Below are 14,707 nucleotides of genomic sequence, written 5' to 3' on the forward strand. Positions count from 1 at the left end.
CGCGCCGGCACGGGGAGGAACTGAGGAGGAAATCGCGCGATGGAGTGCGACGAGGTCATGCTGACCGTCCGAATCACCGCCGCCGAGCAGCTGCTGCTCCGCCGGCTCGCCCAGGGACACCGGAGCGACGTGTCCGAGGTGGTGGCGGACGCCCTACTGGACATCATCCCCACGCTCAGCGCACCGGGGGACGCCTACCGGCTGCTGGGCGCGCTCGCGATGCCGGCGCCGTGCGCCCTGACGGTCTGGCTGCCGACCGCGCTGGCCGACCTGCTGGTGCCCGGCGCGGCCCGGATCGCGCAGATCACCGACGTCCGGATCGAGTCGGCCAGCGCCGCCCTGGGCGCGGCCCTGCGGCTCTGGCTGGCGCAGGACCCGGTGAGACTGGCGACCAACCTCAGCGTGATGCACGCCGGGCGGCCGTCGTCGGCGCTGGTGGCCGCCTGACGGCCCGGACGGCCCTGACGGCCTGACGGCCCGGGGGTGTCTCAACTGGCCAGCGGCAGCCGGGTGCTGCCGCGGCCCGCCGCGGCGGGGCGGCCGTCGAGGGCGTCCCGCCGGGCCGGCGCCGCCGGGCGCTCGGCGGGTCCGTCCAGCGGCCCGTCCAGGGGCTCGGTGAGCAGCCGGCACTCGGCCGCCGTCCGTCCGTCCTGGACCAGCTGGACCCGGACGGGCAGCCGGCGGCCGTCCGCGGCCGGCTCGGGCACGGCCCGGACGAAGCAGGGCCGGTCCAGCTCGATGTAGTGGTCGAAGGAGGTCACGAGTTCGACCGGCGCGACCGGTTCGGGGTGGCGCAGCCGCTGTGCGGCCTGCCGCGCGGCCTCCAGCACCAGCATCCCGGGCACGTGGTCCAGCTCGTGGTCGAACAGCACCGGGTGCGCGGCGTTGGCGCGCAGCAGCCAGGTGTCCGGCGCCAGGGTCGGGCTGAGCACCACGTCGGCGGGCTGGGCGCGGCCGACGAGTTCGGGCGCGGTGGGGGCCGGAGGCCGCAGCGGGGCGACGGCGTGCCGTCCGGGCCCGCGCAGCCGGGCGTACGAGGCGGGGGACAGCACGCGCAGCTGGCCCGAGCCGCGGCCTATCGGGCGGCCGTCCCGGGTGATCTCGGCGCGCACCCGCAGCGAGACCAGTCGGCCGTGCCGCATCCGGACGTCCTCGCAGCCGACGGCGAGCATCAGCGAGGCCGGGCCCGCGGCGACGGCCAGCCCGGGCAGTCCGATGGCGCCGAGTTCGTAGGAGAGGTCGTCCATGACGAAGTGGTGCCCGCGCGGCACGCCGAACCCGGCGTGGCCGACCAGCAGCCCGGCCTGCCGGACGGTCTCGGCCATCAGCACCGGGTCGTGGTAGCGGTCCCCGGGCAGCCGGTAGAAGCCGTGCAGGCGGGGCCACTGGGCGCCGAGCAGGAAGTCGTACGGGCCGGTGGCCTGCCAGCCGGTGAGGAAGACCTCGGAGACCGCGGCGCGGTGCACCAGGTGCCGGGAGACGGTCCGGTCGTGGAAGTCGTAGCCGGATCCGGGGCCGAGGCCGCTGCCGGGGTGGGCGTACGGGCCGTGGGGGTCCGGCTCTACGATCGATGGCATGACTGGCCCCCGCTCCCAGGGTGTCGGTCGAGCGGCCGCCATGGACGCTCGAGCAAAACATACATACCACCCGGTTTGTGATCGGCGACTGGGGTGCCCCGGCCGCGCAGCCCGGCCCGTTCACGCTACCTGCCCCGTGGGCTGGGGCAATGCCCTGGCGGGTACCGCAGACCTTGGACGGGGGGCCGTCCCCGCTGGACGGCGGGGGCGCCGCAGGCGCTAGATTAGATACCAACCATGCGGTTTCGGTCGCAGCCGTCCGCATGCGAGCGCCGCCCCTGGCAGGGGGCGCGCCGACAGCAGCCGGGCGGGGCGGGAATCGCGCCCGGTCGAGTCCGGAGGGGAGCCAGTGGTCAAGCAGGAACGGGCTGGGCGGACCCGGCAGGCCGTACTGCTCGCCGCGGCGGAGACCTTCGCGCGGGTGGGCTTCGAAGCCGCCAGTCTGGTCGACATCAGCCGCCGGGCCGGGGTCAGCAAGGGCGCCCTGTACTTCCACTTCGTGTCCAAGCAGGCCCTCGCCGACGGGGTGCGCCGGGCCGCCGGGCGGGAGATCGGCTCCGCCGCGCTGCGCGCCCTGCGCGCCGACGGCCCGGCCCTGCAGGGGCTGATCGACCTCTCGCACGAGCTGGCCCGGATGCTGCGCGAGGACGTGGTGGTGCGGGCCGGGGTCCGGCTCGGCCGCCAGGGCCCGCGCCGGGAGGACGGCCCGCCCGGCCCCGACGCCACCTGGCGCAGCCTCACCGCGGTCGTCCACCGGCTGCTGGACCGCGCCGCCGGGGCCGGCGAGCTGTGCCCCGGGGTGGACCGGCGGGCCGCCGCCGAGCTGCTCACCGCGGTGGCGGCCGGCCAGGTGCTGCTGGCGGGCGACGAGGCCGACCGTCCGGGGCCGGAGGCCGTGCGCCGGGTCTGGGTGGCCGCGCTGCCCGCCCTGGTGGCGGCCGAGCGCCGAGCGGGCTACCGGATCTGAACCCGGCGGCCTCTGCTCAGGAGGGGGCGCGCTCGGCCACGCTCAGCCGGGCGAGCGCGTGCGGCTGGACCAGTCCGGGCAGCAGCAGCGTCCACAGGTCGGCCATCCGCTGGATCAGGTCCTGCCGGTCGGCCAGCACCTGGGAGCTCAGCTGGATCCCGGTGACGGCTCCGGTGATCACCCCGGCGGCCGCGGCCAGGTCGATCCCCGGGTGGAGGTCGCCGGCGTCCCTGGCCTGCTCCAGCAGCTCCCGTACCAGGTCCATCCAGCCCTGGTAGGCGGCGATCTGCGGCTGGGTGAAGCTGCCGTGCTCGATCGTCAGCCGGATGCTGCCGCGCACCAGCGGGTCGTCCTGGAGCGCGTGGGCGAAGGCGTACGCGAGGTCGATCAGGTTCTGCACCGAGTTGTCCGAGGCGGGCTGCCAGCCCGCGATCCAGGCGCCCTGCCCCTCGATGACGGCGAGCGCCAACTCCTCCTTGGAGCGGAAGTGGAAGTACAGCGCGCCCTTGGTGACGCCGGCGCGGTCCAGGATCTCGGACATCGTGGCGGCGGCGTAGCCCCGCTCGTCGAACACCTCGGCCGCCGCGAGGAGTACCGCCTGGCGGGTCGCCAGCGCGCGGGCCTGCCTGGCCATCGCAGCCTCCCTGGAAGTCTCTGGTACCTCGGCAGCGGCCGATCCTATGGGGGCCGACGGAGCGGCGGCGGCATACCGTCCGGTAGGCATCCTACCGAGCCGCCCGCGTGCCGGTCCGCCCGTGCGGATGCGAAGCGGGACACCGCTCCCGGGAACGCCCGACGGCCGGCCACCCGAGCGGGGTGACCGGCCGTCGGCGGAAGCCGCGGGGGTGCGTCAGGCGGCCTGCTGCCAGCTGACCGGCGAGTAGTAGGCCGGACGGCGCTCCAGGCGCTGCCAGTTGGCGATCGGCTCGATCGGCGCGACGGCGGCGGCCTGCTGCGCGGCGGCGGCGCGCGCCATCAGGACGGCGGTCAGGGCGGCGAGTTCCTCGTCGGTGAGGCTGCCGCGGACGATGCGGACGAGGGGTTCGGCGGAAGCGGTCATGTCCTGGTTTCTCCCCCGGTGGCTGTGGTCTGAGGTGGCGCGATGCGGGCTGCTGCGGTGTGAACCGCGCTGCTACATCGGCGGGTTGCCGTGCTTGCGGCTGGGCAGGTCGGCGTGCTTGGTGCGGAGCATGGCCAGGGCGGAAGCGATCACCTGGCGGGTCTCGGCCGGGTCGATGACGTCGTCCACGAGGCCGCGCTCGGCCGCGTAGTACGGGTGCATCAGCTCGTTCTTGTATTCCTTGATCTTCTGGGCGCGCATGGCGTCCGGGTCCTCGGCGGCGTTGATCTCGCGTCGGAAGATGACGTTGGCCGCGCCCTCGGCGCCCATGACGGCGATCTCGTTGGTCGGCCAGGCGTAGGACAGGTCGGCGCCGATGGAACGGGAGTCCATCACGATGTACGCGCCGCCGTAGGCCTTGCGCAGGATCAGCGAGATGCGCGGCACGGTGGCGTTGCAGTACGCGTACAGCAGCTTGGCGCCGTGGCGGATGATGCCGCCGTGCTCCTGGTCGACACCGGGCAGGAAGCCGGGGACGTCGAGCAGGGTGACCAGCGGGATGTTGAAGGCGTCGCACATCTGCACGAAGCGGGCGGCCTTCTCGCTGGCGTTGATGTCCAGCACGCCGGCCAGCGACTGCGGCTGGTTGGCGATGATGCCGACGACGTGGCCGTCGACGCGGGCCAGCACGCACAGCACGTTGGTGGCCCAGCGCTCGTGGACCTCCAGGTACTCGCCGTGGTCGACGATCTCCTCGATCACCTTGCGCATGTCGTACGGGCGGTTGCCGTCGGCGGGCACCAGGTCCAGCAGGCTGTCGTTGCGCCGCTCGACCGGGTCCTCGCTCATCACGGACGGCGGCATCTCGCGGTTGTTCTGCGGCAGCAGCGACAGGAGGTAGCGGACCTCCTCGATGCAGGACTGCTCGTCGTCGTAGATGAAGTGGGCCACCCCGGAGACGCCGGCGTGCACGTCCGCGCCGCCGAGGCCGTTCTGGGTGATCTTCTCGCCGGTCACCGCCTGGACGACGTCCGGGCCGGTGATGAACATCTGCGAGGTCTCGCGGACCATGAAGACGAAATCGGTCAGCGCGGGGGAGTACGCGGCGCCGCCGGCGCACGGGCCGAGCATGACCGAGATCTGCGGGATGACGCCGGAGGCCTTGGTGTTGCGCTGGAAGATGCCGCCGTAGCCGGCGAGGGCGGTGACGCCCTCCTGGATGCGGGCGCCGGCGCCGTCGTTCAGCGAGACCAGCGGCGCGCCGGCCGCGATGGCCATGTCCATGATCTTGTGGATCTTCTGCGCGTGGGCCTCGCCCAGCGCGCCGCCGAAGATCCGGAAGTCGTGCGCGTAGGTGAAGACGGTGCGGCCGTGGACGGTGCCCCAGCCGACGACGACGCCGTCGGTGTGCGGCTTCTTGGCCTCCAGGCCGAAGCCCTGGGCGCGGTGCCGGCGCAGCGGCTCGACCTCGTGGAAGGAGCCCTCGTCCAGCAGCAGCGCGATGCGCTCGCGGGCGGTCAGCTTGCCCTTGGCGTGCTGGGCCTCGGTGGCCTTGTCGCTGGGGCCGCGGCGGACCTTCTCGCGCAGCTCGTGCAGCTCGGCGACCCGCCCGCGGGCGTCGGCCGGGACCTCGGGGACCTCGCCGTCGACCGGCGCCTCATGCACAACCGTCATCTCGAACCACTCCAAGGGTGAGGGAACTGTCCGACAGCCAACGTCTGCTGTGCCCCCGGCCGCGAATCACTTTCTTCACTTATGACTGTACGAGGGGCCGTGTGCTGGTTTCGGCGTCGATTCCGTACAAGGTCGAGTTCGTTTAGCTGTCAGGCCTGTACAGAAGCGGCCCGGTGGGAGTCGGAGCGCTCCGTGTTCGTTCGAATACCGGGGGTTGTCGGACAGGTGATGGTCCGATGATCTGAGCATGAAGAAAAGCGCAGGTCAGAGCCATCCCTCCGTAGTGTAGGGCGGTCCTCTTGGGTGTGGCTCAAGGTCTGCTCAAGCCCCGCGCCCGGATGGCGGCCATCCGCGCGAGAGGGCGTCCAGTCGTAGGGAAGCGCCAAAAAGACCACAGCCCACCCGGGGGCGCCCGGGTGGGCTGTTGGAGGGAGTCCGCGAACCCCCGTGATCAGCTCTTCCGCCCGTCCTCGGGCTCGTCCCGGTCGCGCAGCTCGCGCTCACGGCGGCGCAGATCGGCCTCCCACTGCTTGAGCATGTCCTCGTGGTCCTTGTCGCTCTTCTTCAACGAGGCGAGGAACTCCGGGTCGTCGTCCGGCGCGAGCGGACGCCCGCCGCGCCCGCCGGGGCCGGGGCGGCCCGGGCCGTCGGCGGCCGGGTACCCGTCGCCGGTCGGGTACCCGTCGGCGGTCCCGGCCCGGAGGAATCCGCGCCGCCTGCCCGCGATCAGCCAGGCGATCGGGCCCAGCGGCGGGAAGAGCAGCACGATGATCACCCAGATCGCCTTCGGGAGGTGCTTCACCTCGTCCTCGGGTGTGGTCAGGCAGTCGATGAACGCCCAGACCCAGAGCGCGAGCGGAAGGATGATGGTCAGAAGAATCCGCGGCATGGCTGCGATCTCCCCCCGGCGGCGGCGGTGACGGCGGGCGCCTTCCCGGGGCCCTTGACGCAAGCCAGGCTATCTGGTGGCGGATACTGACAGGCATGGCATACGACGATCTCCGCTCGTTTCTCCGGGCCCTCGACCGCGAAGGCGACCTCAAGCGCATCAAGGCGGAGGTGGACCCCCACCTGGAGATCGGCGAGATCGTCGACCGGGTGCAGAAGGCCAAGGGGCCCGCGCTGCTCTTCGAGAACGTCAAGGGCTCGTCGATGCCGCTCGCGATGAACGTCTTCGGCACCGAGCGGCGCCTGGCCAAGGCGCTCGGGCTCAAGGGCCCCGACGACATCTCCGAGAAGATTGCCGGACTGCTCAAGCCGGAACTGCCGCAGGGCTTCACCGGCTTCCGCGACGCCTTCGGCAAGCTCGCCTCGATGGCGCACGTCCCGCCGCGGCACGTGAAGTCCGGCGACGCCCCGGTGCAGGAGGTCGTGCTCACCGGCGACGACGTCAACCTGGGCGAGCTGCCGGCCCTCTTCACCTGGCCGCTGGACGGCGGCTCCTTCTTCAACCTGGGCCTCACCCACACCAAGGACCCGGACACCGGCATCCGCAACCTGGGCCTCTACCGGCTCCAGCGGCACGACCGCCGCACCATCGGGATGCACTGGCAGATCCACAAGGACAGCCGCAACCACTACGCGGTGGCCGCCAAGCGGGGCGAACGCCTCCCGGTCGCGATCGCCTTCGGCTGTCCGCCGGCCGTCACCTACGCGGCCACCGCACCGCTGCCCGGCGACATCGACGAGTACCTCTTCGCCGGCTTCGTCGCGGGCGAGCGGGTGCGGATGGTCGACTGCAAGACCGTCCCGCTGCAGGTGCCCGCCGACGCCGAGGTGGTCCTGGAGGGCTGGCTGGAGCCCGGCGAGATGCTGCCCGAGGGCCCGTTCGGCGACCACACCGGCTTCTACACGCCGCAGGAGCCGTTCCCGGCGCTGAAGATCGACTGCGTGACGATGCGCCGCCGCCCGATCCTGCAGTCCATCGTGGTCGGCCGTCCGCCGACGGAGGACGGCCCGCTGGGCAAGTTCACCGAGCGGTTCTTCCTGCCGCTGCTGAAGATCATCATCCCGGACATCGTCGACTACGACCTGCCCGAGGCCGGCGGCTTCCACAACTGCGTGATCGTCTCGATCGACAAGAAGTACCCCAAGCACGCCCAGAAGACGATGCACGCGATCTGGGGCGCGCACATGATGTCGCTGACCAAGCTGATCATCGTGGTGGACGCGGACTGCGACGTGCACGACTACCAGGAAGTCGCCTGGCGGGCCTTCGGCAACGTCGACTACAACCGGGACCTCACCGTCGTCGAAGGCCCGGTCGACCACCTCGACCACGCCTCGTACCAACAGTTCTGGGGCGGCAAGGCCGGCATCGACGCGACCCGCAAGCTGCCCGAGGAGGGCTACACCCGGGACGGCGGCTGGCCGGAGATGGTGTCGTCCGACCCGGCCACCGCCGCACTGGTGTCGCGTCGCTGGAAGGAGTACGGACTCTGATGAGTACGGCTGCTGTCGAAACCCCGGGGCGCACGAAGGCCTTCCTGCGCCTGGTGATGATCGAGCACTCGGTCTTCGCGCTCCCCTTCGCCTACATCGCCGCGCTGACGGCCATGTTCCTCGCCGACAAGCGGGTGCACTGGGGTCAGCTGTTCGTCGTCACGGTGTGCATGGTCGGCCTGCGGACCTTCGCGATGGCGGCGAACCGGATCATCGACCGCGAGATCGACGCCCGGAACCCGCGCACCGCGACGCGCGAACTCGTCACCGGTGCGGTGTCGTTGAAGACCGCGTATGTCGGGTCCGCGGTCGCGCTGGTGGCCTTCCTCGGCGCGGCGGCGATGCTCAACCCGCTCTGCCTGGTGCTCGCCCCGGTCGCCGTGGTGCCGATGGTCGTCTACCCGTACGGCAAGCGCTTCACCGACTTCCCGCAGGCGATCCTGGGGCTCGCGCAGGCCATGGGCCCGGTCGGCGCCTGGCTCGCGGTGACCGGCAGCTGGTCCTGGGAGGCCGTGGTGCTGGGCGTCGCGGTCGGCATCTGGATCGGCGGCTTCGACCTCATCTACGCCTGCCAGGACGTCGAGTCCGACCGCCACGGCAAGGTGCGCTCCGTCCCGGCCCGCTTCGGCATCCCGGCAGCCATCCGCGGCGCACGCGTCTGCCACGTCCTGACGACGCTCCTGCTGGGCTGGTTCGCGGTCCTGACCCACGCCGGGGCGGCGTTCTGGACCGGCCTGGCCGTCGTCGCCGGCGCCTTCGTCTACGAGCACACCATCGTCAAGCCGAACGACCTGTCGAGGCTCAACCGGGCGTTCTTCCAGACGAACGGCTTCGTGGGCATCTCGCTGTTCTGCTTCGCCCTGCTGGACCTGATCATCCGCGGCCTCGGCATCTGACCCCGGGCCGGCCCCGCCGACCGGCGGGCCACGCTCACGGCCGACGCCGAGGCCTGAAAGGGGTGCGCGGGAAGTCGGCCCGGCCGACTTCCCGCACATTCCCCGGACCGGGCGTCAGTTGTGCAGGAAGCCCTCGAGAGAGGCCGCCAGGGCCACCGGGGCCTCGTACATCGGGTAGTGGCCGCTGCCGCCGAGCTCCTCCAGCTCCGCGTTGGGGTAGTGGGCGAGGAAGGTGCCGCGCATGACGTCGGCGGTGAGGGCGAGGTCGTGTTCGCCGACGATGACCTTGACCGGCACCGGGTTGCCGCTGATCCGCCGTTCCAGGTCGGCCGTCGCCCAGTCGCGGATGTAGCCGCCGAAGGCCTCGGGGGTGGAGAGGTGCAGGGACTGGTCGACCATCCGGTCGAGCCAGACCCGGCCGGCCCGCCGGCCGGTGACCAGGTCCAGGATCGCGAGACGCTTCTCCCGGTCCTCGGCGGCGCCGTAGAACAGCGCCTCACCGGCGTCGTCCAGCGGGTACGCCCCGGCGGGCACGGGGGCCAGCCCGACCAGCTTGCGGACCCGCAGCGGGGCCTCCGCGAGGACCTGCTGGGCCGCCTTGCCGCCCATCGAGTGGCCGACCACCGAGAAGCGCTCCCAGCCGAGCTGATCGGCGAGGGCGAGCGCGTCCGAGGCGATCTCGGCGAGCGTGTAGCTGCCGGTCACGTCCTTGCGCTCGCCGTAGCCGCGGTAGTCGAGGAAGGCGTAGCTGAAGGCGTCGCCGTCGAGGTAGTCCAGGAACGGGCCCCAGCCCGCGCTGGTGCCGAACCAGTCGTGCAGGACGAGGACGTGGTGGTCGCCGGTGCCGGTCGAGCGGTGGGGGATCGTCATGCCATCGGTCGTTCCCCGCGACCCACCCGTCCGAACGGCCGGTCCGGCTGCCGCTCGGATCGGTCCGCCGCGCAGGGCGTATTGACGCAGCGTCAGGTGAGGACCAGTCGGTCGCCGACGCGGAGGCGGCCCGGGCGGGCCACCTCGGCGAGGGCGTCGAGGCGGCCGTCGTGGGCGTGCACGACGGCCTTGAGGATCTCGGGTGCGTGCGGCAGTCCCGGTTGCGGGGCGCCGGTCATGGCGCAGCGTTCGCTGGAGTCGGTGAAGGCGAGCCGGGCGCTGTCCGGGGCTTCGCCGCGGGCCTGGCGGCCGAGCCAGGCGTCCTCGACGAAGGGCGGGGTGCCGGGTGGGGTGCGCAGCACGATGTTGGGCCGGAAGCGGCGTTCGTCGACCGCGGCGAAGGGGGCGGCCTCGCGGACCCAGTCCAGGGTGGCGGTGGTGAGCAGGCTGACCGGCAGCCGGTCGAAGTGCGAGACGCCGTCCTCGCGGGCGAGTTCGACGTCCGCGCGCTGGAGGTAGGCGCGCAGGAAGGCATCCGGCCGGGCGACCAGGCGGCCGAGCGGGTCGTACAGCTCGGGGCCGTCGATCCGGTGCCCGAGGCGGGCGGAGAGGCGGAGCAGGCCGTCCATCCGGCGGAATCGGCGGGTGTTCTTGCCGGAGCCGAGCTTCCCGGACGCGTCGCGGACGGCATAGAGGCGGTCGCCGGCCAGGCCGCGCCCGTCCACCTCGACGGAGTCGAGCCGCTCGCCGCCGGTGGATTTCACGGGGTAGCGCCAGAGTCGCTCGATCACTCCGATGATCTCAGCCATGGGTGGACAGCGTACTGGCGCCACCGGTGGATGGTCTAGACCAAGTGTCGCGCCCGTCGGCGCGGTTCAGCCCAGCCGGGCCACCGCCCGTACCGGGGCGCCGTCCGCCGCGACCAGCCGCAGCGGGAACAGTGAGACCTCCACCGGTCGGCCCGCCTCCTGTGCCTCCAGCAGCGCCCGCAGGTCGGTCAGGTTCTCGGCGATCACGCCGCCGCCGGGCGCCCCCAGCAGCACCCGGTGCGCGGCGAGCGAGGGCTCGTCGGCGGTGCCCTGGTCGTGCTCGTCGGTGAGGTCGGCGAGCAGCGCGGCCACCGCGGGGTCGCCCGGGCCCGGGTCGGGCGTCGGGTCGATGCTGAGCGCGTCCACCCCGACCGTCCGCACCCCGGCGGCGACGATCGCCTCGGCGGCGTCCGGGGTCAGGCTGGGGTGGGCGAGGTAGGCGTCGGTGCCCCAGTGCCGGGCCCAGCCGGTGGCCAGCAGCAGGACGGTGCCCTCGCCGGAGTCCGCGACCCGCTCCAGCGCGGGCGCCAGCAGCTCGGGGGTGAGGGCGGTGCGGGGCTCCAGCCCGCGCAGGTCGGCGAGCACGGCCGGACCGGTGAACCGCTCCAGCGGAAGCCCGTCCAGGGTCGGCCAGGTGACGTCCACGTGGTACGGCGCGTCCACGTGCGTCCCGGACTGCGAGCCGAGGTGCAGGGCCAGCACGTTCACCCCGGCGGTGGCGGTGGTGAGCGCGGGCTCCAGCAGGACGGCCGGATCGCCGGGGTAGACCGGCATCGCGGTGGTCACCTGATGGGTGAGGTCGACGAGGGTCGCTGCCATGCCCCCCATCCTCCCAGGGGCGACCGCGGATGCGGCCCGGACGGGGGAAGCCGGATAGAAATGCCCCATGGGAACTGCGAAGCGTCAGCCGTGGGTGGTCGGGGTCTCGGGTGCGTCGGGGACGCCGTACGCGGCCTCGGTGATCCGGGGGCTGCTGGCCGCCGGCGAGGCGGTGGACCTGGTCGTGAGCCGGGCCGCCCGGCTCACCATCCTGGACGAGACCGGCATCTCCTTCCGGGACGCCCACTGGCGCACCGACCTGGCCGCCTGGCTCGCCGTCGACGAGAGCCGCCTGGACGACGTCCGCTACTGGTCCGCCGGGGACTTCGCGGCAGGCCCGTCCAGCGGCTCCTACCCCGCCAAGGGCATGCTGGTGGTGCCCGCGACCACCGGCGCGGTCGCCGGGATCGCGCTCGGGCTGAGCAAGGACCTGCTGCAGCGGGTCGCCAGCGTCACCCTCAAGGAGCGCCGTCCGCTCGTCGTCTGCGTGCGCGAGACACCACTCAACGGGGTGACATTGAAGCACCTGGTGGAACTCGACGCGCAGGGCGCGGTCGTCCTGCCCGCTTCGCCCGGTTTCTACGCCGGCGGCTCCACCGTGCGCGAACTCGTGGATTTCGTGGCGGGACGGGTCCTCGACGCCGTCGGCGTGCCGCATTCCCTGTACCTGCGCTGGGAGGGGGAGTTGGGGGCAGCGGCCCGCCGAGCCGACGGGAATGGCGGCGCACCGGCTGAGGGGGAGTAAGGCGACCGAGGGCGGGAGAGTATGTTCTCTGCGATATCCGGGTCGGTCGGCGCACGGCGCCTTTGAATCCGGATAATGATCTGTGGGTCTGGAGAGGTTCGGAAGGACGCGGACGGTATATGGACACGGTGGACAGACAGCTCATCCAGGCGCTCCGGGAGAACGGCCGTGCGTCCTACGCCGAGCTGGGCCGGCTGGTCGGACTCTCCGGCCCGAGCGTCACGGACCGCATCAACCGCCTGGAGCAGGCCGGGGTCATCACGGGGTACCGCGCGACGGTCAACCCGGCCTCGCTCGGCTTCGGCGTCACGGCCCTGATCGGCCTTCAGCTCACGGACGCCGCCGACCACGAGGACGTCGCGTTCCGGCTGAAGGACCTCAACGAGGTCGAGGACTGCTGGTTCATCGCGGGTGACGACTCCTACATGCTCAAGGTCCGGGTGGCCGACGTGGCCGGCCTGGAGTCGGTGGTGAAGCGGATCTCGGGCACCAAGGGTGTGGCCCGGACCCGCACCACCGTCGTACTCTCCACGAAGTGGGAGAACCGGGTGAGTGAACTTCCTCCTGTAGGAGAGTGACGCATGGCACTGGTCGGTCTGGAGGAGCTGCGCGCCGCTCGGCAGCGGATCGCGGGGGTCGCCGTGCGCACCCCGCTGGTTCCCGCCCCCTGGGCGGCCGAGGGGGAGCGGCGGCTCTGGCTCAAGCCCGAGAACCTCCAGCCGACCGGGGCCTTCAAGACCCGCGGCGCCTACAACCGGCTGGCCGCGCTCACCGCGGACGAGCGGGCCCGCGGCGTGGTCGCCCAGTCCAGCGGCAACCACGCGCAGGCGGTGGCGTACGCGGCGCAGCTGCTCGGCATCAAGGCCGTCATCGTGATGCCGGACACCTCACCGAGGGTCAAGGTCGACAACACCCGTGCGTTCGGCGCCGAGGTGGTCCTGGTCGGCCCGGACGCGCGGGACACCGTGCCCGCCGAGCTGGCCGAGAAGCACGGCTACGTCTGGGTGCCGCCGTACGACGACCCGTTCATCATCGCGGGCCAGGGCACGGTCGGCCTGGAGATCGCCGAGGACGCCCCGGCCGGGCTGGACACCGTCCTGGTGCCGGTCAGCGGCGGCGGGCTGATCGGCGGCACGGCGGCCGCGCTCAAGCTCACCCGCCCGGGCATCCGGGTGATCGGGGTGGAGCCCGAGCTGGCCGCCGACGCCCGGGCGAGCCTGCGGGCCGGTCGCCGGGTGGAGTGGCCGGTCGCCGACACCTACCGCACCATCGCGGACGGCCTGCGCACCCCGTCCGTCGGCGTGCTGCCGTACGAGCACATCACCGCCTACGTGGACGACATCGTCACCGTCACCGAGGACGAGATCCGCGCCACCGTCGCCCTGCTGGCCCGCCGTGGACGCCTCGTCGCCGAGCCCTCCGGGGCGGTCGCCCCGGCCGCGTACTTCCACCGCGCCGCCGAGACCGGGGGCCAGTCGGTGGCGGCCGTGGTCAGCGGCGGCAACATCGAACCGGCACTGCTCGCCGAGCTGCTGTCGGCGTAGCCCGCAAGCCCTCGCCGAGCCGCCCGCGGCATAGGCGTAACCTCGTTCCGGCAAGGAATCGAAGTCGGAGGAGGCGGGGCACCGCATGGACGCAGGGCTCAAGCGCGAGCTGGAGGCGAAGGTCTACGCGGGTGAGCGGCTGACCCGCGAGGACGGGATCGCGCTCTACGAGAGCGACGACCTGGCCTGGCTGGGTGGTCTGGCCCACCACGTGCGGACGCGGAAGAACGGCGACGTCGTCCACTTCAACGTCAACCGACACCTCAACATGACCAACGTGTGCAACGCGTCCTGCGCGTACTGCTCGTTCCAGCGCAAGCCGGGCGAGAAGGACGCGTACACGATGCGCATCGAGGAGGCCGTCCGCCTCGCCAAGGCGATGGAGGTCGAGTCCCTCACCGAGCTGCACATCGTCAACGGCCTGCACCCGACCCTGCCGTGGCGCTACTACCCGCGCTCGCTGCGGGAGCTGAAGGCGGCCCTGCCGAACGTCTCGCTGAAGGCCTTCACCGCCACCGAGATCCACTGGTTCGAGAAGATCAGCGGCCTGCCCGCCGACGAGATCCTGGACGAGCTGATCGACGCCGGCCTGGAGTCGCTGACCGGCGGCGGCGCGGAGATCTTCGACTGGGAGGTCCGCCAGCACATCGTCGACCACGACACCCACTGGGAGGACTGGTCGCGGATCCACCGCCTCGCGCACCGCAAGGGCCTCAAGACGCCGGCCACCATGCTGTACGGCCACATCGAGGAGCCCCGCCACCGGGTGGACCACGTGCTGCGGCTGCGCGAGCTGCAGGACGAGACCGGCGGCTTCCAGGTCTTCATCCCGCTGCGCTACCAGCACGACTTCCACGACTCCAAGGACGGCGTCGTGCGCAACAAGCTGATGGCCCGCACCGAGATGGCCACCGGCGCCGAGGCGCTGAAGACCTTCGCGGTCTCCCGGCTGCTCTTCGACAACGTCCCGCACGTCAAGGTCTTCTGGGTGATGCACGGCGTCACCACCGCCCAGCTGGCGCTCAGCCACGGCGCGGACGACATGGACGGCTCGGTGGTCGAGTACAAGATCACCCACGACGCGGACAACTTCGGCACCCCGAACAAGCTCGGCCGCGACGACCTGCTCGGGCTGATCCGCGACGCCGGCTTCCGCCCGGTCGAGCGCAACACCCGCTACGAGATCATCCGCGAGTACGAGGGCCCGGACCCGATGCGCCGTGAGTCCCCGCAGGCGATGCGCCTCTGATCTGCCCTCCGACCTGCGCACTTCCCCGCCGCCCGGGCCGCACTGCGGCCCGGGC

The 14,707-nt window shown here is 72.3% G+C and carries 16 protein-coding genes; 8 read left to right on the forward strand and 8 right to left on the reverse strand.

Features of this window, described 5'->3' with window-relative positions; translation table 11 throughout:
• Positions 1–39: 39 nt before the first annotated feature.
• Positions 40–447 (forward strand): hypothetical protein, encoded by a 408-nt coding sequence (locus tag ACZ3TI_RS01130; protein ID WP_465722021.1) that lies wholly within the window; start codon positions 40–42, stop codon positions 445–447.
• A gap of 41 nt (positions 448–488) precedes the next feature.
• On the opposite strand, the gene ACZ3TI_RS01135 is transcribed toward ACZ3TI_RS01130, so the two are convergent.
• Positions 489–1,577 carry a ScbA/BarX family gamma-butyrolactone biosynthesis protein gene (locus ACZ3TI_RS01135; protein WP_465722023.1) on the reverse strand — a complete coding sequence of 363 codons (1,089 nt, stop codon included), beginning with the start codon at positions 1,575–1,577 and terminating at the stop codon, positions 489–491.
• A 349-nt stretch (positions 1,578–1,926) separates the two neighbouring features.
• Here ACZ3TI_RS01135 and ACZ3TI_RS01140 point away from each other — a divergent pair, with 349 nt between their 5' ends.
• Positions 1,927–2,544, forward strand: coding sequence for a ScbR family autoregulator-binding transcription factor (locus tag ACZ3TI_RS01140; RefSeq protein WP_465722025.1), 618 nt, complete (start codon positions 1,927–1,929; stop codon positions 2,542–2,544).
• Positions 2,545–2,560: 16 nt separating this feature from the next.
• Here ACZ3TI_RS01140 and ACZ3TI_RS01145 read toward each other — a convergent pair whose 3' ends face one another.
• The 4 genes from ACZ3TI_RS01145 to ACZ3TI_RS01160 form a co-directional block, all read right to left on the reverse strand.
• Positions 2,561–3,178 carry a ScbR family autoregulator-binding transcription factor gene (locus tag ACZ3TI_RS01145; protein ID WP_465722027.1) on the reverse strand — a complete coding sequence of 206 codons (618 nt, stop codon included), beginning with the start codon at positions 3,176–3,178 and terminating at the stop codon, positions 2,561–2,563.
• Positions 3,179–3,394: 216 nt separating this feature from the next.
• Positions 3,395–3,604, reverse strand: coding sequence for an acyl-CoA carboxylase subunit epsilon (locus tag ACZ3TI_RS01150; protein ID WP_465722029.1), 210 nt, complete (start codon positions 3,602–3,604; stop codon positions 3,395–3,397).
• A 72-nt stretch (positions 3,605–3,676) separates the two neighbouring features.
• Positions 3,677–5,278, reverse strand: coding sequence for an acyl-CoA carboxylase subunit beta (locus tag ACZ3TI_RS01155; protein ID WP_465722031.1), 1,602 nt, complete (start codon positions 5,276–5,278; stop codon positions 3,677–3,679).
• 451 nt (positions 5,279–5,729) lie between these two features.
• Positions 5,730–6,167 (reverse strand): PLD nuclease N-terminal domain-containing protein, encoded by a 438-nt coding sequence (locus ACZ3TI_RS01160; protein WP_465722033.1) that lies wholly within the window; start codon positions 6,165–6,167, stop codon positions 5,730–5,732.
• Between the two features lie 95 nt (positions 6,168–6,262).
• Between ACZ3TI_RS01160 and ACZ3TI_RS01165 the strand changes: the two genes are divergently transcribed.
• Positions 6,263–7,720, forward strand: a complete 1,458-nt coding sequence (locus ACZ3TI_RS01165) for a menaquinone biosynthesis decarboxylase (protein WP_465722035.1) — start codon at positions 6,263–6,265, stop codon at positions 7,718–7,720.
• Positions 7,720–8,616, forward strand: coding sequence for a menaquinone biosynthesis prenyltransferase MqnP (gene mqnP, locus ACZ3TI_RS01170; RefSeq protein ID WP_465722037.1), 897 nt, complete (start codon positions 7,720–7,722; stop codon positions 8,614–8,616). The genes ACZ3TI_RS01165 and mqnP overlap by 1 nt, the downstream gene beginning before the upstream one ends.
• A gap of 114 nt (positions 8,617–8,730) precedes the next feature.
• Here mqnP and ACZ3TI_RS01175 read toward each other — a convergent pair whose 3' ends face one another.
• The 3 genes from ACZ3TI_RS01175 to ACZ3TI_RS01185 form a co-directional block, all read right to left on the reverse strand.
• Positions 8,731–9,486, reverse strand: coding sequence for an alpha/beta fold hydrolase (locus ACZ3TI_RS01175; protein WP_465722039.1), 756 nt, complete (start codon positions 9,484–9,486; stop codon positions 8,731–8,733).
• A 92-nt stretch (positions 9,487–9,578) separates the two neighbouring features.
• Positions 9,579–10,295 (reverse strand): MOSC domain-containing protein, encoded by a 717-nt coding sequence (locus ACZ3TI_RS01180; RefSeq protein ID WP_465722041.1) that lies wholly within the window; start codon positions 10,293–10,295, stop codon positions 9,579–9,581.
• A 66-nt stretch (positions 10,296–10,361) separates the two neighbouring features.
• Complete coding sequence (locus ACZ3TI_RS01185) at positions 10,362–11,114, reverse strand: cyclase family protein (protein WP_465722043.1); 753 nt, start codon at positions 11,112–11,114, stop codon at positions 10,362–10,364.
• 67 nt (positions 11,115–11,181) lie between these two features.
• On the opposite strand from ACZ3TI_RS01185, the gene ACZ3TI_RS01190 reads away from it, so the two are divergent.
• From ACZ3TI_RS01190 to mqnE, 4 genes are all read left to right on the forward strand, one after another.
• A complete protein-coding gene (locus ACZ3TI_RS01190) occupies positions 11,182–11,859 on the forward strand; it encodes a UbiX family flavin prenyltransferase (protein ID WP_465722044.1) in 678 nt (225 codons plus the stop codon).
• Between the two features lie 119 nt (positions 11,860–11,978).
• A complete protein-coding gene (locus ACZ3TI_RS01195; RefSeq protein ID WP_030055719.1) occupies positions 11,979–12,437 on the forward strand; it encodes an Lrp/AsnC family transcriptional regulator in 459 nt (152 codons plus the stop codon).
• A gap of 3 nt (positions 12,438–12,440) precedes the next feature.
• Complete coding sequence (locus ACZ3TI_RS01200) at positions 12,441–13,403, forward strand: threonine ammonia-lyase (RefSeq protein WP_465722045.1); 963 nt, start codon at positions 12,441–12,443, stop codon at positions 13,401–13,403.
• 85 nt (positions 13,404–13,488) lie between these two features.
• Complete coding sequence (mqnE, locus tag ACZ3TI_RS01205) at positions 13,489–14,652, forward strand: aminofutalosine synthase MqnE (RefSeq protein ID WP_465722046.1); 1,164 nt, start codon at positions 13,489–13,491, stop codon at positions 14,650–14,652.
• Positions 14,653–14,707 lie beyond the last annotated feature (55 nt).

It is taken from the genome of Kitasatospora sp. NPDC023120, from assembly GCF_055560835.1.

Bases quoted from the DNA above. Each gene is read 5' to 3' on its own strand.
- ACZ3TI_RS01175 (WP_465722039.1), bottom strand. From the start codon at position 9,486: ATGACGATCCCCCACCGCTCGACCGGCACCGGCGACCACCACGTCCTC.
- ACZ3TI_RS01145 (WP_465722027.1), bottom strand. From the start codon at position 3,178: ATGGCCAGGCAGGCCCGCGCGCTGGCGACCCGCCAGGCGGTACTCCTC.
- ACZ3TI_RS01180 (WP_465722041.1), bottom strand. From the start codon at position 10,295: ATGGCTGAGATCATCGGAGTGATCGAGCGACTCTGGCGCTACCCCGTG.
- ACZ3TI_RS01160 (WP_465722033.1), bottom strand. From the start codon at position 6,167: ATGCCGCGGATTCTTCTGACCATCATCCTTCCGCTCGCGCTCTGGGTC.
- ACZ3TI_RS01185 (WP_465722043.1), bottom strand. From the start codon at position 11,114: ATGGCAGCGACCCTCGTCGACCTCACCCATCAGGTGACCACCGCGATG.
- mqnP (WP_465722037.1), top strand. From the start codon at position 7,720: ATGAGTACGGCTGCTGTCGAAACCCCGGGGCGCACGAAGGCCTTCCTG.
- ACZ3TI_RS01150 (WP_465722029.1), bottom strand. From the start codon at position 3,604: ATGACCGCTTCCGCCGAACCCCTCGTCCGCATCGTCCGCGGCAGCCTC.
- ACZ3TI_RS01135 (WP_465722023.1), bottom strand. From the start codon at position 1,577: ATGCCATCGATCGTAGAGCCGGACCCCCACGGCCCGTACGCCCACCCC.
- mqnE (WP_465722046.1), top strand. From the start codon at position 13,489: ATGGACGCAGGGCTCAAGCGCGAGCTGGAGGCGAAGGTCTACGCGGGT.
- ACZ3TI_RS01130 (WP_465722021.1), top strand. From the start codon at position 40: ATGGAGTGCGACGAGGTCATGCTGACCGTCCGAATCACCGCCGCCGAG.
- ACZ3TI_RS01155 (WP_465722031.1), bottom strand. From the start codon at position 5,278: ATGACGGTTGTGCATGAGGCGCCGGTCGACGGCGAGGTCCCCGAGGTC.
- ACZ3TI_RS01165 (WP_465722035.1), top strand. From the start codon at position 6,263: ATGGCATACGACGATCTCCGCTCGTTTCTCCGGGCCCTCGACCGCGAA.
- ACZ3TI_RS01190 (WP_465722044.1), top strand. From the start codon at position 11,182: ATGGGAACTGCGAAGCGTCAGCCGTGGGTGGTCGGGGTCTCGGGTGCG.
- ACZ3TI_RS01200 (WP_465722045.1), top strand. From the start codon at position 12,441: ATGGCACTGGTCGGTCTGGAGGAGCTGCGCGCCGCTCGGCAGCGGATC.
- ACZ3TI_RS01195 (WP_030055719.1), top strand. From the start codon at position 11,979: ATGGACACGGTGGACAGACAGCTCATCCAGGCGCTCCGGGAGAACGGC.